The 19017-nt window shown below is 43.5% G+C and carries 18 protein-coding genes and 3 pseudogenes; 10 read left to right on the forward strand and 11 right to left on the reverse strand.

What is annotated here, in order from left to right; genetic code table 11:
• Positions 1-88: 88 nt before the first annotated feature.
• Complete coding sequence (locus tag V9K67_RS09010; RefSeq protein WP_336721630.1) at positions 89-1777, reverse strand: GmrSD restriction endonuclease domain-containing protein; 1689 nt, start codon at positions 1775-1777, stop codon at positions 89-91.
• Positions 1778-2517: 740 nt separating this feature from the next.
• Between V9K67_RS09010 and V9K67_RS09015 the strand changes: the two genes are divergently transcribed.
• Positions 2518-2748, forward strand: coding sequence for a PDDEXK nuclease domain-containing protein (locus V9K67_RS09015; protein WP_336721632.1), 231 nt, complete (start codon positions 2518-2520; stop codon positions 2746-2748).
• Positions 2749-3042: 294 nt separating this feature from the next.
• Here V9K67_RS09015 and V9K67_RS09020 read toward each other — a convergent pair whose 3' ends face one another.
• The 5 genes from V9K67_RS09020 to V9K67_RS09040 form a co-directional block, all read right to left on the reverse strand.
• Positions 3043-3594, reverse strand: a complete 552-nt coding sequence (locus V9K67_RS09020) for a hypothetical protein (protein ID WP_336721634.1) — start codon at positions 3592-3594, stop codon at positions 3043-3045.
• Positions 3595-3621: 27 nt separating this feature from the next.
• Complete coding sequence (locus V9K67_RS09025; RefSeq protein WP_336721637.1) at positions 3622-4539, reverse strand: relaxase/mobilization nuclease domain-containing protein; 918 nt, start codon at positions 4537-4539, stop codon at positions 3622-3624.
• Entirely contained in the window at positions 4536-4916 is a 381-nt protein-coding gene (locus tag V9K67_RS09030; RefSeq protein ID WP_336721640.1) for a plasmid mobilization protein, read from the reverse strand. Before V9K67_RS09030 ends, V9K67_RS09025 begins: the two co-directional genes overlap by 4 nt.
• 142 nt (positions 4917-5058) lie before the next feature.
• The gene (locus tag V9K67_RS09035) at positions 5059-5967 is read right to left on the reverse strand and encodes a DUF8464 domain-containing protein (protein WP_336721642.1); all 909 of its coding nucleotides are present in this window, start codon (positions 5965-5967) and stop codon (positions 5059-5061) included.
• A gap of 163 nt (positions 5968-6130) precedes the next feature.
• A complete protein-coding gene (locus V9K67_RS09040) occupies positions 6131-6580 on the reverse strand; it encodes a hypothetical protein (RefSeq protein ID WP_336721644.1) in 450 nt (149 codons plus the stop codon).
• Between the two features lie 381 nt (positions 6581-6961).
• Between V9K67_RS09040 and V9K67_RS09045 the strand changes: the two genes are divergently transcribed.
• The 3 genes and pseudogenes from V9K67_RS09045 to V9K67_RS09055 form a co-directional block, all read left to right on the forward strand.
• Positions 6962-7453 carry a TIR domain-containing protein gene (locus V9K67_RS09045; RefSeq protein WP_336721645.1) on the forward strand — a complete coding sequence of 164 codons (492 nt, stop codon included), beginning with the start codon at positions 6962-6964 and terminating at the stop codon, positions 7451-7453.
• 5 nt (positions 7454-7458) lie between these two features.
• Positions 7459-8106: an Nmad2 family putative nucleotide modification protein gene (locus V9K67_RS09050; RefSeq protein ID WP_336721646.1), complete on the forward strand. Its 648-nt coding sequence runs from the start codon at positions 7459-7461 to the stop codon at positions 8104-8106.
• Positions 8107-8187: 81 nt separating this feature from the next.
• Positions 8188-9173, forward strand: a pseudogene (locus tag V9K67_RS09055) (IS3 family transposase); the annotation flags it as partial.
• Positions 9174-9213: 40 nt separating this feature from the next.
• Here V9K67_RS09055 and V9K67_RS09060 read toward each other — a convergent pair.
• From V9K67_RS09060 to tnpA, 4 genes and pseudogenes are all read right to left on the reverse strand, one after another.
• Complete coding sequence (locus V9K67_RS09060; RefSeq protein ID WP_336722108.1) at positions 9214-9369, reverse strand: transposase domain-containing protein; 156 nt, start codon at positions 9367-9369, stop codon at positions 9214-9216.
• Positions 9346-10684 (reverse strand): annotated as a pseudogene (gene tnpC, locus V9K67_RS09065) (IS66 family transposase); the annotation flags it as partial. The gene V9K67_RS09060 and the pseudogene tnpC, both read right to left, overlap by 24 nt.
• Before the next feature lie 23 nt (positions 10685-10707).
• Positions 10708-11058 (reverse strand): IS66 family insertion sequence element accessory protein TnpB, encoded by a 351-nt coding sequence (gene tnpB / locus V9K67_RS09070; RefSeq protein ID WP_336721648.1) that lies wholly within the window; start codon positions 11056-11058, stop codon positions 10708-10710.
• Positions 11059-11063: 5 nt separating this feature from the next.
• The gene (gene tnpA / locus V9K67_RS09075) at positions 11064-11345 is read right to left on the reverse strand and encodes an IS66 family insertion sequence element accessory protein TnpA (RefSeq protein WP_336721650.1); all 282 of its coding nucleotides are present in this window, start codon (positions 11343-11345) and stop codon (positions 11064-11066) included.
• Here tnpA and V9K67_RS09080 point away from each other — a divergent pair.
• Positions 11324-11524: pseudogene (locus tag V9K67_RS09080) on the forward strand (integrase core domain-containing protein); the annotation flags it as partial. The gene tnpA and the pseudogene V9K67_RS09080 overlap by 22 nt on opposite strands.
• A 340-nt stretch (positions 11525-11864) precedes the next feature.
• Here the strand turns inward: V9K67_RS09080 and V9K67_RS09085 are convergent.
• Positions 11865-12893: a toll/interleukin-1 receptor domain-containing protein gene (locus V9K67_RS09085; protein WP_336721652.1), complete on the reverse strand. Its 1029-nt coding sequence runs from the start codon at positions 12891-12893 to the stop codon at positions 11865-11867.
• A gap of 512 nt (positions 12894-13405) precedes the next feature.
• On the opposite strand from V9K67_RS09085, the gene V9K67_RS09090 reads away from it, so the two are divergent.
• The 5 genes from V9K67_RS09090 (at position 13406) to V9K67_RS09110 (ending at position 18925) form a co-directional block, all read left to right on the forward strand.
• The gene (locus V9K67_RS09090) at positions 13406-14665 is read left to right on the forward strand and encodes a toll/interleukin-1 receptor domain-containing protein (protein ID WP_336721654.1); all 1260 of its coding nucleotides are present in this window, start codon (positions 13406-13408) and stop codon (positions 14663-14665) included.
• A 2-nt stretch (positions 14666-14667) separates the two neighbouring features.
• Entirely contained in the window at positions 14668-15438 is a 771-nt protein-coding gene (locus V9K67_RS09095) for a hypothetical protein (protein ID WP_336721656.1), read from the forward strand.
• Between the two features lie 17 nt (positions 15439-15455).
• Positions 15456-16706: a toll/interleukin-1 receptor domain-containing protein gene (locus V9K67_RS09100; RefSeq protein ID WP_336721657.1), complete on the forward strand. Its 1251-nt coding sequence runs from the start codon at positions 15456-15458 to the stop codon at positions 16704-16706.
• A gap of 25 nt (positions 16707-16731) precedes the next feature.
• Positions 16732-17598, forward strand: a complete 867-nt coding sequence (locus tag V9K67_RS09105) for a hypothetical protein (RefSeq protein WP_336721658.1) — start codon at positions 16732-16734, stop codon at positions 17596-17598.
• Between the two features lie 505 nt (positions 17599-18103).
• Complete coding sequence (locus V9K67_RS09110) at positions 18104-18925, forward strand: dCTP deaminase domain-containing protein (RefSeq protein ID WP_336721660.1); 822 nt, start codon at positions 18104-18106, stop codon at positions 18923-18925.
• Positions 18926-19017: the final 92 nt, after the last annotated feature.

The raw sequence follows: 19017 nt of genomic DNA on the forward strand, positions 1-19017 counted from the left end.
CGATTGTCTCCTAAAATTTCAAAGAACTATATTGTAACTTGTTGAAAATCAATTAGATTAAACCGGACACCCGTGAATACCAGTATAATTATTCTACACCAATCTCCTCTTCTTCCTCTACCGTTTCAAAACTATCATCTAGAACTGCCTCTTTTGCTTTATCAACGTCCGAAATAATAACGCGTTTTTTTAATTCTTCACTTACTGCATTTGCTCTTGCATTAAAGAACCTTTGATAATCATTCTCCCATATCCCATAACCTTCAAGGTCATAAATTAAATGAGTTTTCATAGTCTCTTCAAGATTAGGATTCTTTTTGGAAAATTCAGACATATACTTAAGAGGTGCCTTTGCGGCAATCTCTCTTTTATTAAGGAAGTCATCAACAATTGTGATATTTAGTATGTGATTTATATAAAATCCTTTGTTCTCCCACGATAAATTTTTATTCAAATAAGACTTAGGAAAAAAATGATGATAATTCTTGCTGTTAGCCTGTTTAAGCCAATAATTACTAATATTAACGATTGCATTCGTATTAAACGATCTCGGCTGTTTATATGCATATAAGCAAAGAATAGCCTTTATAAAGCTACGGCCAGCACTAAACCATCCATACTTTTTAATAAATTCTGGACTTACGTCAATAGCCCACTCATATTTTGGTAATTTATTTTGTAAAATTTGTTCAATTTTCTTTATGTCCTGTGCTAGCTTACCCTCTACCCCTGAAGTATATCTTCCAGAAATGGCACAACGCCAGAAAAAGTCTTCTAAATAATTTTTCTTGTCCCCAGTCGGATTGTCTTTATGATAATAGAAAAAGTATGCAAACGGAACAATCATAGCATTGTATGGCAGCAATTGTGACACTGGAATACCATAGGTGAACTTAAAATATTCAACTGCACTTTTAATGGCTGCAATAGCATTTTGCCATTCCGAAATAAACTTTTGCTTATCTAACTTTAAAATTTGTTTTCGAGTACAATCTTTCTCCATAATCATTGATACGGTTTGAAGGACAGTAGCATCGGAAATCGTTTCATAATTGTGAGGAATGAGATCCTTTATTAGTTCTTTATACTTCTCTGATAAGTCAAAGTGCTTAACTGCATCATAAGTTTTAGCAATCATTATTTCGAATAAGGACAAATGCTTTCCGCCTACATTAATCCTGGTAAATACCTCCGTGGCGATATCAATAGGAGCACCTTTTAAAAGTATTATGGAAAAGTTATATGACTGAATAGTATTTTTATACAAATCAAGCTTATCGAGATATTTTTCATCATACTTTGCAAGCATTTTTATACCGCCTTTTAATAAGTCAGTAATCTTTATTATGGAACCTTCTTCTTTTCCCGAAACATCAACTATTACAATTTGATCGTCCTCCTTTGCTTCTAAATCAATATAAATTTCACCATAGTCATCAACTTTTCCGTTTTCTCTGATTACTTGCAGCCCCTTTAGTCCAGCAAATAAGCTGGTCATCCTTTGCTGTCCATCCAAGACATAATTTATAAATTCGCCAAGTGTAGGCTCAGGAAGTTTGAATTTCCCAATATCTCTGACAGCACGTAGCCTTTCGTTTGTACGCCAAAAAATAAAAGTACCAATTGGGTACCCTTTGATTATGCTATCCAAAAGATTTGCAGACTTTCCAATATCCCATACAAAGTCTCTTTGGAATTGAGGAATCTTCACCTGACCACTTTCAATTTCACTAAGCAAAGTTGAATATGTTTGAGACTGAGGCTCTGGAAGTTGCATTTTAATTTTATCTTTTATTAATTATACAAAAATTAAATATAAATAACATTTCCATTTCAGCAAATTATTACACAAATCCAATCTTTTTTATTTGTAAGTAATTGAATTACACTTATGTTCAACCTTAAAGTTTAAATATTACCATATTTTCGAATCTTGAACATACCTCCATTGGAAAAATGAGGCTGTTGTGGATAAAGTGACTTTGCTATTATACTACAGAAAGCAAAAGCGCTTGGTGACTATTGATTTGTAGACTAACAAGCAAATGGAGGAGGTAAGGTGATGCCAGCGTGCTCAAAGCGCTGTACCTGCCGGTAACTGGGCAAGTTCTATCAGAATTTGCGCCAGCAGGCTGGGCGGCAAAACTTGATTCTGCCGCTACCGACCAAAACCTGTTCAGCAAAGGGCAAAACCTATTTCGGCAAAGGGATAGCAAAGCTATCTGGCGTAACAGGCACTGGCTGCGAACTTTAAGGAGACGAAATCTGTTGCCAGAGTGTGGCTCTTTTGTTTCGATATTCATTGAGTCACGAGTGTAAAAGGGAGTCGGAAAAGCCATGTTGACGGCAGAAGGCGGCAAGGGGGGGGTACCACTCTTTTCCCATTGGCAGATCAGGTCCAGCTTTTCCTTTTCGGTGCGCCTAACCCGTGGTTTCTTGGCGGTTCTGTCCAAATCCGATCGGTTATACAGCAAAGTTAGGAGTGGCAGAGCCAGTTGAATAGATGCAATTCCTTATTTGCGTATTATTGATTTTAAGAGCGATAGGTTTGAACCGACCTATAAAGGACAGATGGAACTCTACCTGCGTTGGCTGGAAAAATACGAAACCGAAGCGGGAGAAGATTCCCCTATCGGCCTTATCCTTTGCGCCGAAGGCAACCGGGCACAAATTGAGCTGTTGCAATTGGACGCAGCCAACATAAAGGGGCAGAATACATTACGCAATATCTCCCCAAAGAGCTGCTGAAAGAAAAACTGCACCACTTTATGCTTTCTTCAAAAAAACAAATAGCCAACCGATGACAGCCTGGAAGAATGGCAGGCAGAGCCGGAACATACCATTGGCATTCCCCTTTAACCTCGGACGATCCACATTGCTTTATGAAAGATGCTAAAGGCAAGCTTTCCAGCGCGGACAACAACAAAAAATTCCTGTGCACCTAAAGCCACACGTTGATAAAGATTTAAAATGCATAGGGCTTATGGACGGCCCTATGCCTTTTCCAGGAACACCAGCCCAGCACGAAGCAGAATGCCCTTTTTATTTCCCTCCGGGGGCCGGCTGATTCAGCGGAGGTTCTTCCTGCTCCTCGCTCAGTTTAAATATCTTTTCCAAAAACTGCTTACCATCTTCCTTATGGACACTGTAAAGCAGCTGCCAAGCCTTTTTATATTTCAGGTATTCCCGCTCCCGGTTATTTCGGTCAAACACAACTAAGCCGTAGACAAGAAGAATAAAACCCAACAGGGAAATAAAAAGGGTCTTAAAATTCTCCCGGGTACACGCTTCCGGAAAAAGCAGGACCCGCTTGTTTACCGTAACCTCTTTGGGTTGACCTTCAATGGCCTGCCGAAGCCTTTTTACTTCCTTTGTAGCGGCTTCTTCCAGACGGGGCATATCCAAAGGCTGCTGGCTGTAAGCTGTTACAGCGGCCTCTAATTTTAGTATTTGTTCTCCCAGCTTTTCCATAATCTTCGGATACTGCTCCGCCGCTTCATTACCCTTTTGGATCCTGATGATGATGAGATTGCGAATTTCCTTTTGCTCCTTCAGGATTTCGTCAAGTACCTTACTTAAAATATCATCGTTCATAACGCTAAATTTTAAAAGTTAACTGATTTACCGGCGCGGGGAATGGCCTTTTCTTTGCCCCTCCTGCCGGGATTGTTGTTGTGTCTGTCTTGGAATATTTTCTTCCCGGATAGAATCAGTATGGCCTCTCAAGGTATTTTGGTCCTTTCCCATCCCCGCCCCCGGCATATGTTGAGCCTTGACGATCCCTTGCTCCAGCTGACGGTTCTGCGCCTGTTGCTGCAGGATCCTTTCCACCTTACAGAGCGGGTAGCCCAGCTCGCTTCCTTTTACCTTTACGGTCTTGGGATCCACAATGGCAAGGCCCCGGCCCTTACATACCTTATAGCCCCTCTGCTGCATGTGCTGCCGGAATTCCTCCATGCTCACGGAAACAGCCAGGCAGCTTTCCACCTGCTGCCGGATTCCTTGTTTCCGCTGGTCCAGCCGCGGGAGCTTCCGCTGCTCCGGGGACAAGAACCTCCGGGGGCTCAACACTTGCCGAAGGCCGTACTGCCTTTCCATCTGCCGGCAATAGGCAGCCATCTTGCGGTAATTTTGGCTGTCCTTGACTACCTTACCGTCAAAGCCAACCCGGTTGGCCACGATGTGAACATGCTGGTGGCCTGTATCGATATGCTCCACGGCTAGGTACTGATTGTTTTCAAAGCCCAAGCTTTTGGCGCATTCCTCTACCATATTCATGAGTTTTTCCTTATCCAGTTGCTCACCCGGTGATAGGCTTAAGGCCACGTGAAGCACCGGGGCTCTGAGCCTGGGGTTCAGCGCCCTGACTTCTTCAAACTGCTGGGTCAGCTCGTGTTTGTTACCAACGCACAGGTGGTGGGTAAGGACCTCTGCCCGGTTCTGAAAGGCTACCGCTTCCGTTTTTTCCAGCTTCTTATCTTCCAGGCAATAGCTGATGCATCCGGAAAAGGAACAGCCTATAGATATCTTCCCAATCATTTTAAATAGTTTTTAATGTCAAAAGCCAATTGTTTAAGCTGATCGGAAAGCACGTTTAATTCTGCTCGCTCCAATGCATTCAGCTCATCATTACTGTTGCGCTTTTTTGCGATCTGATTCAGGTTCGCCGCCAGTTGGTTTAGGGTGCCGGAGAACAGCAACACCTCCTTGGGAAGGACCTTTTGCTTCCTGTCAATCTGGCTTTTCAGGCCCAGCGCCCGGAGGAATTCGGACACCGTAAGATTTACATCCCTGGCGTTGTGCTCGATAACCATTTTTTCCAATAGCGAGCATTTAACCCCCAGGAGCTGGTTCCGCAGGACGTCTTTTTTCGGCCGTCCTCCCTTACCGGAGGCGGAGTTGGAATTGCTTTCCATGGCTGCTGTTTTAAGGGTGATGCCGGTTTCGCACCACCCGCATTTTTTCTTTTCACCCGCCCTATTTCTTATGGCCAGCCACTCCAGGCAGGGAGGAAAGGGTTTCCGTTTAACCATAACATAGCTGGCTCCCCTGCCGCAGCTACCGGCCTATTCGAAACCGGAGAGACCGTTGCGGACCTTGGTACTGGTTAAGGAGGAATTCATTCAGGTCCTTGTATGCCTCGTAGCGGTAGCTCTGGTCGCTGTACCCACGGCCATACCCCAGTGCCTGCTTCGTGGCCTTTAACCCGGCCTCATCCCGGTCCAGGAAGAGGCGGACGGAGAGGTACATATCCATCCGCGAGCGGGACCGTTCGAGAAAAGAGAGAGAGTTAAGCACCAGAAAATTTGTCAGCGAAAGGGCTCCATTAGGATGGAGCACCTGGTAGGACAGGAAGCTAAAGAAGCCTTCAAATACCGTTAGACACGGGGCTTCGCGGTTGAAAAAAGTGGTGCCCTTAGGTGCGCTGCAACCCTTGTAATAGTGGTTGCGGAGCTCGTAGCCTCCGGCATTGTTGGGAAAGCCGATTGCCTCATGTCGCTTGCCGTTCACTTCGAAGACGATCTCGCGGCAATAGAGGCTGGCGACTTCTGGCGGTATTCTCCGTTTTTCCAAGTATTCGAGCAGCGGGGCAGAACCGAGCTCACGGGTTTGTATGATCCGCACTTTTTCTTTTTCACCGGCAGCTGGCCCGGGATTTTTGATGGGCGGGTGAAAAGAAAAATTCTGGATACTACCTGCAGACAGCTTTTGGAGGAGCTCGCTTACAGAACACTTATGAAACAGCACGCCAAAGTCCACAAGGTTTCCTCCCTGGCCGATACCGTGGTCGTACCAGAGGTTCTTTTTGCGGTCTACCTTGAAAGAAGGTGTCTTTTCCTCACGGAGGGGTGAGCAGTACCAGTAATCGGAATTGGTGATCTTCTGCGGCTGGTGGCCAAGAGATGCCAGGTAGTATACGAGGTCGATTTCCCTTGCCTGCCGGCAGGTTAAAATGTGGGTGTTCATAACAGTAGATTTTTGATGATTTGATGAAAAAGGATCTTATTAGATTGGATTTCAGGATATTACGCTTTCATCAAAGTGTCATCAAAGGGCAGGGAGATTTCATCAACCCTCATTTTTTGATGACGGTCTGATGAACATTTTGATGACGGCAACTTTCTTATTTTCAGATAGTTATACTGCTGTCATCAAAATCATCGGGAAAATTGAGCTTCAGGACCTCTTTCTGGGATAGGCGGTAGAAGCGGCCCTTGCTGCTGTACTCGTACAGGGTACCATCACCGCCCAGCCTGTACTGGGTATAGGAGTTGGAGTTTTCCGAAGGCTTCAGTTTCCAGTTATCCTGCAGCACTTTGCGAATGCTGCCGCTGTCATGGCCACGGAAGCCTTTTTTGAGCAGCCAGTCCTGCATGTCCGATACGCAGAAGCAGACCTCCACAATGCCTTCCCTATTGTCCATGATATGGAGCAGCAGGCCGGCCATCTCCACTTCCAGCTTGTTGCGGTTGTAGCGCTTGACCTTTTTCAGGGCGGCAGTGGCCAGCTGGTCGGGCCGAAACCACATCCGCGTGGTGCACTGGGTGGTGAAGGGCCGTTCCAGAAGGTAATGGATCAAAATGGGGATTTCCTGTGCATTTCGGTGAAAGCGGCTCTTCGTCAATATTTATAATAGCGGCCTGGGCAGATATAGGAAACCTCCAAATTTGAACAGGGAAGAAAGGAAATGATCACGAGCCTATCCCTTTTACAAGCAAGATTGGCGAAGAACCATAATCCCCGGAATAGACATGTATCACTAATAACTGCTCTTACCCTTGAACAGACTACTAATCCTTTAAGCCAGAAGACCTGATGTGAGGAATAGTTTATTTATGAACTTTATTGGATTTATTTATATTACTTAATATGCTAAATTGCTTCTGTTGAGGTCTCATAAGAGGCTAAGATTAAAGACCTTTGGGTTCATAGAAGTATTTAATTGCCAAAATTTCACCATATGTCAAATGCAAGTAAGCGAAGACATTTATTTATTAGCCATCATCATGCAGATGATTCGGAAGTGACTAAACTTACCTCACTACTTTCAAATAAAGGTTATGACATTAGAAATAGTTCAATCAGAGCAAAACCTGAGAACCAAAGACGCCTAGATGAAAAGAGGGTTAGCGATGAAGTAATAAAGCGACTTCTAAGAATGAAAATTTCTTGGGCGGGAACAGTTGTTGTCCTGATAGGAAAGGATACCCACAAGAGACCGTGGGTAGATTGGGAAATTGACAAGGCCAAGGAGCAAGGGAAACGAATAGTTGGCGTATTTGCCCGAGGTGGTACCGACGCGGATATTCCTCAAGGTTTAAAGGATTACAGCTCGGCAATTGTTAATTGGAATTCAGAAAGTATTATGAAAGCAATTGACGGCGAAAACATTTTTCAAAATCCTGACGGTTCAGGCCGACAAGGAACTGGCGGCGGATTTACAAATTGTTAGTAAAAATGTCTAAAGTTTATATTTATGTAGTTGCCAGAGACTTTGGGTTTGCCCCTAATCCTTTTCATGGCGTGTGTTCTTTGGCAACCTGCAAACCACAAATTCGAAATACTGCGGCCATAGACGATTGGGTTTTTGGTGTGGGAGGAAGTAGACTTAAGGCCACAGGCAAATGCATCTTTGCAATGAAGGTCACGCGAAAAGTATCATTTAATCAATATTGGGAAAACCCGGAATTTCTTAATAAGAAGCCAGTACGAAACGGAAGTAAAGTAATGATGCTCGGGGATAACATTTACTATCAAAACAATGATACTAAAGCTTGGACTCAAGCTCTTTCCCATCATAGTAACCCTGATGGAAGTATTAACCAATATAACTTAGATAGAGACACAAAGTCATCTAACGTCCTTCTATCGACGCACTTTTATTATTTTGGGAAATCCGCTCCACTAGTACCTCCCTATATTCTACAAGAAATTGGGTACCGAAACAGGAGAGGCCATTCTGTTTTTGATTATAACACTGCTATTAAGCTTGTCGATTGGGTTGAAGAAGAATATAAAGATCGTCTTAACCTAGTTCTATCGGACCCATTTGACTTTCATAGAAGTCATTCCCATTACTCGACAAAAACAAATCGTATTACCTAATATCCTATATTCCGAGTCGAAACTGACCTCCCCTCGAAAAACCGGGCAATTCTTCATAATTTGAAACCACGGAGAATTGCAATGAAAAAATCAAAGTTAACCGAGGCGCAAATCGCATTTGTGCTGAAACAGGCGGAGACCGGCGTGAAGGTGGAAAAGGTCTGCCGCAAAGTAGGCATTTCGGAAGCGACGTTCTATAATTAGAAAAAGAAGTACGGTGGCTTGGGTGTCAGTGAACTAAGGCGACTGCGGCAACTGGAGAAAGAAAATGCCAAGCTGAAACAAATCGTAGTAGACCTCACCTTGGACAAGCAGATGTTGCAGGAGGTGTTAAAAAAAAATCTCTGAAAGTCCGCCAATTGCGGGAGTTGACCACCGAACTGATAAAAGACTACCGGGTATCGGTCCGAAGAGCGTGTTCCGTAGTACGTCTGCACCGTTCCTGCAGGTATTATAAGCCCCATTGAAGGGAAGACCAGTCCCTCCGGCTGAGGATCAGGGAGATTGCCGCCACCAGAATCCGCTGAGGCATGTGGCGCATTTATATCCTGCTGCGCCGGGAAGGTTTTAAGGATAACCACAAAAGGCTGCACCGTATTTACAAAGAAGAAGGACTGAACCTAAGAAGCAAGCGTCCCAGAAGAAACAAAGCGGCGGCACACCGCCTAGAACGGCTGGAAGTCTCCAATTTAGCCCAGTGCTGGAGCATGGATTTCATTTCCGATGGGCTGTTCAACGGCGAAAGATTCCGCTGCTTAACTATAGTCAATAATTTTAGTCGCTACTGCTATGCTATCCGCATAGGCAAATCGATAAAAGGAATGGATGTTGTGTAAGTAATGGAGGAACTAAAGAAGGCCAACGGCTGGGTGCCTCAAAGGATCCAAGTGGGCAACGGCAGCGAGTTCATTTCCAAGGAATTGGATCGGTGGGCGTATGACAACAAGGTGACCCTGGATTACTCCAGGCTTAGTAAACCAACCGACAATCCCTTTATTGAATCCTTCAATGGCAGTTTCCAAGATGAATGCCTGAACATGCACTGGTTCCTGTCTTTGGAGTATGCTGTAAGCATTCGACCAAGTACACCTATGTCATCTTAGGAGTTTAGCTTATGGAGATTGGTTTCCACTGATCTGGAAGCAGTTCCCTTAGCTGAGAGGTTTTGGTTGTGGGCATACGTTCCAGAATATCTTTGAGGTACTCCCAGGGATTGACCTGTTGCTTTCTGCAGCTTTCCAGCAGGGAATAAAATAAAGCCAGCCGCCTGCCACCTTCATTGTTGCCCGCAAAGAGATAATTTTTGCGGCCCAAAGCTACCGGGCGCATGGCATTCTCCACCAGGTTGTTGTCGATTTGCAGCCTTCCATCGGTGGTATACAGGCACAGCCTGTCCCACCGCTCCAGTGTATAGGCCAAAGCAGTGCGGATCGGACTTTTGGTCACCTGGCGCACATAGTTTTCCTCCAGCCATTGCTTCAGTGCAGCCAATACAGGTACGGCTTCCTGCTGTCGAAGTTCAAAGGTCTTTTCGGCTGGCAGATCTTCATCCCGGCATCTTCGCTCCAGGGCATAGAGTTTCTGCACCTCTTTGAGGAAGTGTTCGGCAAGTTCCTTATCGCTCTGTAAGGCCTTTTCAAAATAACGCCGGGCGTGGGCCATACAATGCAGCAACACAATACCCGGCCTGCCGCCGACATCGGCATGTTCGTACACGCCGTAACCATCGGTCTGCAGGTGCCCGCTAAAGTTTTTCAATAACCCTACCGGCCCTTTTTTACTTCGTCCCGGTTGGTAGTCGTAATAAATCAACCGATCCACCACGTTGTGATAGGCCCATAAATAACCGGTTTGGGTAGCACCTTTCGTCTCGCCGTTCAATACCGGCAGGGGCGTCTCATCGGCCTGCAGGTAATCAGAACCGAATACCTGCTTCTTTAAGGCATCGCCAAGGGGCTCCAGAAGTGTTGCTGTCTTGTCCAGCCACCCGCTGATGGTGCTGGTAGCGCTTGATCTGGCGGTAGATAGGAAGATGATCGACGTGCTTATCGACGATGATCTGGGCTAAAAGACCCGGTGCCGCCATGCCTTTTTCAATGGCCAGATCAGGCAGCGCTGCAATGAGCACTTCCGTATAGGTGCCGTCAGCAGAGACTTTTGCATACTTAGGACGTATGGTGCGCAGGGCTATGAGCTTGCCGGGTCTGTAATCCAGCTGCTCGGTAATCTCTTCTCCTATCTTTTTATAGCCGGTGGTATCGAAGGGCGGTTCCAGGTAGATGTCCTCCCGCTCGATAGTATCGGGTATGGCCTGGCGGCCAGTGGGCTTTTGGGCAGGAACTTTCTTTTTCACGACCACCACTTCCTCTTGCTGCGGCACAGGCTTGGCAGCTTCCTGCATCATCAGAGCCAGGTCCAGCTGAGCGGGGTTGGTGGGCGCATCCGGCACAAAGCGTTCGGACTTGCGGCCAAAGAGCAGGCGCTTCATCTCGCCCAGCTCGAAGGTGAGCAGGGAGACCTGATGAAACAATTGCTTGTTCATCGCTTCGAGTTTTTCTATGTACTGCTCCTGGTCCATTAGGGGATAAATATACACTGTTGCTACGTGCTCAAAGCAAAGCGGGGCCTCCTTTTTATGGACCCAAGCTGTATGCCTTCCAGGATCAGGCGAAGCTGCAACGCGCTCAGGGTGAGGGCATCACCGTTTTTTGTGGCAGGCAGTTCAAAAGTGCCTTTTTCCAGGCGTTTATGGTAAAGGCATAAGCCGTCGCATTCCCAGCAGAGCAGCTTGAGCTGGTTGCGGCGTTTATTCAGGAAGATGAAGATATCACCCGAGAGCAAGTTGAGCTTCATCTGTTGCTTTACCAGGCCACCCAGTCCGTCGAATGACTTCCTCATATCAGCCGGTGGCTGGTAGAGAAAATACCTGCGGTTATCGTGAAGGGCAAGCATAGGGGTCAGAGTAAGGCTGAAACATAAGTAAAGGCCTCGGGATGATAGATGGAGATCAACGCTCCGCCCGGCAACTGCACGGAAGCCAGTAAGGTATTTGCAGATCCGGACACCTCAATGGCAATGAAGGATTGCTCCGGTTGAGGAGTTGGCTCTTTGCGTTTTTTCAGCCAGTAGTAGTAAGATGCCTCTTTAATGCCATTGGCTTTGCAAAACTCGCGGACACTTTGGTTGGGCTGTTTCTGGTCCAAAAGAGCATACATTGTTGCCTGGGTGGTGGTTTGCATGGGAATCATTTAGGGCAAAACTATTCCGGACCGAGGCTCAGGGCAAGACGTGGATCGTCGAATGCTTACAGTATGCTTATGAAAAGATAAATGCGTGGCGGGAGGAGTATAACCACTTCCGGCCCCATAGTTCTTTAAATGATTTAACGCCCGCAGAAGTAGTGGAGCGCTGTGAAAAGGATAAAACCGGCACCAGTCAAAAAGAGGCCCTGCCGGTGGCATCTGGTGAGACAGGGATGTATTTTTCAATTTCAGAAGATGGCCCGGCAGCACCGGAAAATACATCTTTTTCTCACCAGTAGAAAAAGCCTCGCAACAGCGGGCTCAACCGTCCGAATTCTCCAACTTAGCCGGTCCTAAATATGGGGGACCTCAGCAGTCCGGCTTCTCTAATTTAGCTGGTCCTATATATGGGGGACCTCAAAACCGCACGGATTCTCCAACTTAACTGGTCCTAAATATGGGAGAAGGTCAATTTTTCCACAGAATAATTTTAATCACCCGAACTGTTATACTAGTTTAGTATACTTTTTCTAATTCTCGTAAAATAACTCTTTCGATCTCTTCCCTTGTTACTGCTTTATACCGCAAAATCTTCCTTGCTTTCGGATGGACTATCCGAGTATCATCCATACAAATTAGCCAAATTAATTTCCCTTCTTTCTGATGAGGATCAATTGCAAGGCTTAACTCATCAAAACACCAAGGGCTACAAGCATACTCTTTACAATATAAAGCGATAAATACATCAGATTTATAAATACTTTCATTTATCGAATTAATTATTTCTTCACCGGCAGAAAAGCTTGTTTCATCTCTGAGCACATTGTGATTTCTCCTTCTTAAAATCATTTCCACAAAATCCGCCTCTGCAGGGCGCTCTTGTGGATAACTTATAAAGAAATTTAAGTACTGCTTTTTGTTCTTCGGGAATTCAGCTCTCCTATCCTTTGGCCCATCAACAATAATATCTATTATTTTTTCTGGATCATCACAATTATAGAATTTCTCTACATTTTCACTTCCCCAAGAATCAATTAGTTGATATCTTCTTCGTTCAAAAAAAAGCCCTCCAACACCTTTGAATTTAGGCAATGGAATAATCTCCTTTTCTTGAGCTTCTGCTACCCTAACTAATAGGTTTGAAGACCCAGAAGTTTTACCACCAATCACTATTACAAAATCTGAGTTTGCAATCGCCTGTATCTGACAAAATAACCATGCATATTTTACAGAGTCTTTCTCTTTTATTTCAGAAGCCTCATGCCTAAACTTAGAGACTTTAATAGATAAGTCGGCAACTATATTATTCCATAATTCCTCAGTTTCAATTATTTTAGGATAGTGAAGCTCAAGAGAGAGCCTTTTATACTCGATAGTTGTAATGCCTCTTGTTACTTCATAATCGGCAGAATCTGGATAAGGACTACAAAGGATCAACTCGATGGGCTTAATAGCTAATCTTTTTCCTAGTTGTTGGCAAAATTCCGAAAATTCAAGTTGATTGGTTTCACCACGAATGAGACTGCCAATGACAAATAACCTCATAGGTCTTGATTTATATAAGTTGCTTCAATAAGTTAAACCATTCAACTAAATAAATATACAGGCTCTAAATTTCAACTTTTTTGACCAAAAAACCATTCAGGTGTATTGGAGGTCGTTCTGCGGCTTTCGACTAAGGCTTGCTGCCCAGCTCCTATGCATTCTATGCAGCATCATTACCATGGCGGCTGAGCTTGATGAAAAGAAGCTTACAAATTAACGCCCAATGCACCCCTTAAATATACACAACGCAATGAAACTTAACTAGAAAACGCATTGTCGAGGTTTTAAATCATCATACACTAGCCATTTGGCAGGGGAGATGACTGCCATTAAAAGCTTTCATTAAACTAAAGGTATATTTGTAATATTGTGCAGATAGATCATTATCTGGGGTTAAACTCCGACAAGCAAACACAAGAAAAAACTCATTAGTGTTGATTTTGAAAGCAATAAGGTTTTCTTTCAATATCTCTAGCCATAAAATTTTGGTTCTTTTTATAAAAAATTGAATTATGCGCTCTGTTCTCTTGCAATTACACATCGGCAACCCAAAGCAGTGCAATGCCTGGGAGAATGTACCGGTTGCCCATGGCGTTCAATTGACCTTATATGCATATTCTGGCGTTACATCTGACGTTGAGCGCTGTGCCCGACATTGTTTTTCCATATTGGAACGCCATTTTACCACTATTGGCGGAAATAAGGCGTTATCTCCGTGCATGGAGGAAAATGGCCAGATTTTTCCAGCCTACACCTGTGCCGGGGCTGTACAGAGCCTCAACAAGCGCGTACTAATTTATTTTGCAGATGGAACTGGTCAAATTGATCCGGTTTTCGAGCAATATTTCCATGGGCCAGAGGCCGCTGTATTTCCGGTAGTGGATAATTCTTTTGGGGACCAGCCTGCCTCAGTATTACCCACCCACCTTAGCGCCCACATTGCCCAAAGAACAAACAATTTCGATATCACACCCCTTATTCCTCAGATTTTGCATGCAGCTGGAATTGTAGACAAAGGATTCCGTCTCTTTATCAGTTATCGCCATGATGATGCCCAATATATTGCTGGACAGCTTTTCCATAAATTGTCAGAACGCATGTTTGATGTTTTCTTAGATCGTTTTTCCAGCCGTCCAGGAGATGACTTTGTGTCCCTTGTTCGAGAGGAACTTTATGATAAAGCTTGTGTCCTTGTATTGGAAACCGAGCATATCGGAAAGTCAAAATACTGTTATCAAGAGGTGGGCACTGCAACTACCTACCATCTTGGCTTGATGGCCATTGATCTTCCTGGCTCCAAAACTACTTTTCCTTTAGCAAAAAGGCGGTTGGATCTAACAACAGCAGTGCTTGCTGGTGATGGCACACTTCAGCCGGCGGACCTAGATCACGTTGTGAGTTTCATTGAGCAAAATTATGATATGGAGATCGCCCGCCGGCCACGAGCACAGGACTTGTCCCTTCTGTATAGCATTTTGGTTGCTAAACTATGGCCGCAAGCCAAGGGGGTTGGGCAATACCTTGTCAACAATGGAGTACGGGATTACTTCGTTAATATGTGCCGGCTTCCTCCTGCTATTGAAGACTTTATGCGGATTGAGGAATTTTCCCAAAAACTATCCGCCCCTGGCATATTATTTGGGCCCATGGCGGTCGTGCGTACTCAAAGAGCTCAAAGAATAAACTGGCTAGGGGTGAAAAGTTCCGTACGCCCCCTAGAGGAAGGCCATATGCTTCGAAGCCTTTTCGATATTGCATCAAACCGGATATAAATATGAGTAATTTTTTGCTGGTCCGGGAAAAAATAAGGGAACCTGGAGATTTAGCTCTTCTGGAACACCAGGCAATTGCCGCTATTGCCCGCACCATCCTTGCAGCTCCCGACAACGAGGGAACGAAACTTTCGGAACATAGACTATTGGCACCCGCCCATCCCGATATTCTTACGATTCTAGCCTTGGCCGCAGATGATTTTTCTCTACTAATAGAACCTGAATCCTACCAACCCTCTTGGCGCCCGCCAATTTCCCTGTACTGGGATGGCTCAATTGAAGATGAGGAAACAGCGAATTTGATTGAGCAATTTCTACATCCCCGCTGGTTCAATATAGGGGGTAGTCATCCTCAAGAAAACCGGTCTACCTTTCTAAAAGGGAAACCTAACCTCATCGACATTGTTTCTGAATTTAAGCCTGAGGTGTGTATTCTAACAGGTGATGCAAGCGGAGTAATTGATAAGCTAATGAATTTGAATTCTATATTTCAGCTTGTAGTAGGTTTTTCCTTATTTCTTCGTGATACAGAAGATAAGCTTCGGAACATGCAAATAGGCGAAACGATCACCATGGCTGATCAAGTATTCGATGAGGCAATAAGATATGCCATGAAAAGCATGAATATCTCTGCTTTCCGACCAGAGCAAGGAGGCTTTTGGTTTAGCTTGTACCAAAATGGCGAAAGACGACCTGAGCTGGAACCTTTCATTGCTTTCGGGGCTGCGTTGGAAACAGTAATATTCCCACAGCGCTTTAACTCTTTTGGATAAATAAAAACGAGTAATTCATGAATCCATACCGAGCGCCCTTAGCCATTTATGTTGTTTGGTATCCTGAGTACAACGACAATAACGTACTTGTGGGAAAAGGAAAAGAACTAGCTGACTTCTTGTTTTCTTCCTTTAACCGCGACATTTCGAACCCGATATCACGGGGCATAGGCATACCGGTGTTTTTCCGGTACCAACCTCCAGAAGGTCAGCAATATCCCATCCCGATTTCCAAGGCCGACTCTAAAAAGAGCGTGGTAGTCCTGCTCATTGACCATGAGTTCGTCAATAATTGGGAAAACTATACAGAACAAATATTGGCAGCTTGGGAAGAATCTGACGAAGACTTACACCGAGTCATTCCAGTCGCTTTAGAAGAAACTGCCTATAACGTCTCCTCTAAAGTAGAAACATTAAACTTTATTAACCTACACCGATTTCCCGAAAAAAAGCAAAAGGATGAACTATTGACCAATGTTACACATGAGTTATGCCGCTTACTGTACAATGAACCCAGGATTTCAGAAGCCGATCACTCCAATGAAGAAAGACCTATTACACTGTTTTTGAGCTATGCCCGGGAAGGGGGAGAAGAAATAACCGATAAGATTAAATCCTATATTGATAAAGAAATAGCGTTAAGAACTTTCATGGATAAGCGGGATATTCCAAAAGGACGGAAATTTGATCAGGTACTTGCGAAAAACATTTCTCAGGCAACATTATTAATCGTCTTAACAGACGCTTATTCCTCCCGTGAGTGGTGCCGGTGGGAAGTATTGAAAGCCAAAAGAAACGACCGACCAGTGGTAGTAATTGATGCCCTAACCCGTCAAGAGGCAAGAAGCTTTCCCTATCTAGGGAATTCGCCGGTGATACGGTTTGAAGAACTAAAAACTGCGAAGGAGGTATTAACGCCCATCCTTACAGAAGATCAATTGAAAAAACTTGAAGAAGCTGAACAGAAACTCACCGAGGAACTTTTGAAAAAAATACTCCATATTGTCCTCTTTGAAATCCTGCGATATGAATATTCAAAACTTCTTTTGCGCAGCCAACTAAACCAGTATGAGGAGGATAAGAAAAGTTACAAAATTTTAGGCAGCCCGCCGGAATTGCTTACGCTTGTAGGAAAGGCTTTTGAAAAAGAAGCAAAAGACCGTCATGTGATTTATCCAGACCCTCCCCTTACCAATGAAGAACGGGAACTACTTTCAGAACTAGAGGGATATTATTTCTTTACACCAACCACCTTGGCTGCTTTATGAGCAGTATCAGCAAAATAAATAAGCTATGAATAGTGTTCAGGGCAAAGTTATCGGAATATCAATATCCAAAAGCAGCGACTTGGCAAGCTTGGGATTTGCTGATGCTCATTTAGAAAATGCTCAGGTTGAAATTGCCCGATACCTTCTTTACCAAGGCTATAAACTTGCCTATGGCGGCGATCTGAGAAAGGAAGGTTTTACACGGCAACTATTTATGTTGGTGGATAATTATGTCCCATTAGAAAAAGAAAAGGAAGTTGTACTACATAGCTATCTGGGATATCCCATAGGCGCCGATCTTACTAAAGAAGAAAAAGCAAACCTGAAAAAAGCCGTTCATTTTGAAGTATTGCCCTTACCACCAGACTTACCGGCAATGCCCCCACAACAAATGAAGGAAGACAAAACGCCTGAAAGTCGCTATTATTGGTTCCGTTCAATGTCGAACATGCGAGAAAAAATGAATAAGGCGATTGATGCACGAATAGTATTGGGAGGACAGTCCAAAGGATTTAAAAGTAAATATCCAGGAATTGTAGAGGAAGTTTTTTTGGCCATGCAGACGGCCAAGCCCACCTATCTGTGCGGTGCTTTTGGCGGTGCCACGCAATCAATAATTGAAGCTATTACCAAGAAAACTTCCCCACGGTTAAGTATGAATTATTTCACAGATTCACTGTATAAAGAATCTGTAGCCTTGTATAACCAAAAACGTCCGGACGAGCCAGTGGACTATCAAGCCATTACAACTTTTTTTTCTAACAAAGGCATTGAAGGGCTGAAAAATGGTTTAACTGAAGAAGAAAACAAACTTTTGTTTTCCACAATTCATATTCCTCAAATGATTTCACTTATCCTCAAAGGATTAAGGATATCATTAAAGATTAGCTAAACTTCTTTTCCTTTATAACATTAAAAGGTTCAACTTGCCTTTTGTACCGAAGCAAGTTAGCTTTAAAATTATTTTATGTTGAGAGAAGGTCGGTTTACTCTTTTGGTAAACAGAGTTTAATTTGACTTTTTCTGCTTTGATTGATAACGACAAATCGCTTTTCACCTGCTCGTCGTATAACACTTTGGTAATGGCTACAACTTATCTTTTCAAATCCTCAAATCCAGGTATACGACTTTGCAGGCATTCTTTCACTAGGGCAAAAGCTTCGCTTGCCGGACGACTTTCATAAAAAAAGCTGACATTAGGCGTAAAATCGTCTTATGCCAGCCGAATCTTCGCGGCCTCGGTTCAGCAAACCCGTTATCAAGATGCCATTTCCAGCTAGTTTACAATTCTCTTTCAAAAACCTTCATTACAACGAAAACATTAGCAAAAAAGTACAGAAGTTAACTTTACGAATAATCAAATTAAGGTTTTATTATTGTTCTTAAATTTCACTAAAATGTCTTTTTTAGGAGCGAATGAATTAAAGGAATTATTACCTTCGTTAATTGAACCTTTCAGGCAAGAGAGAATTGAAAATGCCGCGTATGAACTTTCACTTGGCAAGGAAGTGTTCTCTAGTGACTCAAAATCAGGCAAAATTGAGCTATTAGATGATAAAAACCGTACAGTAGAAATAAACCCTGGACAATTTGCCCTACTTCTTACCGAAGAAAAAATATCCGTACCAAAGGATAAGATTGCGTTTATTTCAATAAAAGCAGGAGAAAAGTTAAAAGGCCTAGTTAACGTTTCGGGCTTTCATGTTGATCCAGGTTTTAGCGACCACCTTTTATTTTCTGTATACAATGCAGGACCATCTACTATTATCCTCGAATCAGGAAAGCCATATTTTCCAATCTGGTATTGTGAATTAAAAACAGAATTAAACTCCAGTGATGCATATAATAAATCTAATGAACATTATAATAAGTTGGCCCATATTCCTCCCAAATACATAGAGTCGTTAAAAAGGGGTGAACTAGCGTCTCCAAACGTTCTATTAGAAAGAATAAAAAACAATGAACATTTAATTAATAACCTAAAGTGGGCTGCAGGCATACTTATCACATTAAGTATATCGATCTTTCTTAAAACCATTTGGGACTTAAGTAAATTTAATGAAGGTTACAGTGCGGGAATTAAAGAGAAACAATTGAAAAGTCAAATAGATACTTTAATTAACAAGAAATCTTTGGATAGCTTAATTTTACTAAAAGTAGATAGCATTTTAAAAGCCAAACACATAAATAATTTGGCTGATAGTACCTCAGAACAGTAAAATATAGGCTTTTTATTTCCAGATTTGTTTTGCTGATGTCCCATGGCGTCCCCTACAACTCGAACCTGGAGTTCTTCAAGGTAATCCTCTTT

Source organism: Huijunlia imazamoxiresistens (assembly GCF_037132455.1).
Lineage (GTDB): Bacteria > Bacteroidota > Bacteroidia > Chitinophagales > Chitinophagaceae > Flavisolibacter > Flavisolibacter imazamoxiresistens.

What these genes read in the sequence shown, in the direction of transcription:
- V9K67_RS09110 (WP_336721660.1), top strand. Translation starts at nt 18,104, where the DNA reads ATGTCTTTTTTAGGAGCGAATGAATTAAAGGAATTATTACCTTCGTTA.
- V9K67_RS09025 (WP_336721637.1), bottom strand. Translation starts at nt 4,539, where the DNA reads ATGATTGGGAAGATATCTATAGGCTGTTCCTTTTCCGGATGCATCAGC.
- V9K67_RS09100 (WP_336721657.1), top strand. Translation starts at nt 15,456, where the DNA reads ATGAATCCATACCGAGCGCCCTTAGCCATTTATGTTGTTTGGTATCCT.
- tnpB (WP_336721648.1), bottom strand. Translation starts at nt 11,058, where the DNA reads ATGCTTGCCCTTCACGATAACCGCAGGTATTTTCTCTACCAGCCACCG.
- V9K67_RS09095 (WP_336721656.1), top strand. Translation starts at nt 14,668, where the DNA reads ATGAGTAATTTTTTGCTGGTCCGGGAAAAAATAAGGGAACCTGGAGAT.
- V9K67_RS09045 (WP_336721645.1), top strand. Translation starts at nt 6,962, where the DNA reads ATGTCAAATGCAAGTAAGCGAAGACATTTATTTATTAGCCATCATCAT.
- V9K67_RS09085 (WP_336721652.1), bottom strand. Translation starts at nt 12,893, where the DNA reads ATGAGGTTATTTGTCATTGGCAGTCTCATTCGTGGTGAAACCAATCAA.
- V9K67_RS09105 (WP_336721658.1), top strand. Translation starts at nt 16,732, where the DNA reads ATGAATAGTGTTCAGGGCAAAGTTATCGGAATATCAATATCCAAAAGC.
- tnpA (WP_336721650.1), bottom strand. Translation starts at nt 11,345, where the DNA reads ATGCAAACCACCACCCAGGCAACAATGTATGCTCTTTTGGACCAGAAA.
- V9K67_RS09050 (WP_336721646.1), top strand. Translation starts at nt 7,459, where the DNA reads ATGTCTAAAGTTTATATTTATGTAGTTGCCAGAGACTTTGGGTTTGCC.
- V9K67_RS09020 (WP_336721634.1), bottom strand. Translation starts at nt 3,594, where the DNA reads ATGAACGATGATATTTTAAGTAAGGTACTTGACGAAATCCTGAAGGAG.
- V9K67_RS09030 (WP_336721640.1), bottom strand. Translation starts at nt 4,916, where the DNA reads ATGGAAAGCAATTCCAACTCCGCCTCCGGTAAGGGAGGACGGCCGAAA.
- V9K67_RS09035 (WP_336721642.1), bottom strand. Translation starts at nt 5,967, where the DNA reads ATGAACACCCACATTTTAACCTGCCGGCAGGCAAGGGAAATCGACCTC.
- V9K67_RS09090 (WP_336721654.1), top strand. Translation starts at nt 13,406, where the DNA reads ATGCGCTCTGTTCTCTTGCAATTACACATCGGCAACCCAAAGCAGTGC.
- V9K67_RS09010 (WP_336721630.1), bottom strand. Translation starts at nt 1,777, where the DNA reads ATGCAACTTCCAGAGCCTCAGTCTCAAACATATTCAACTTTGCTTAGT.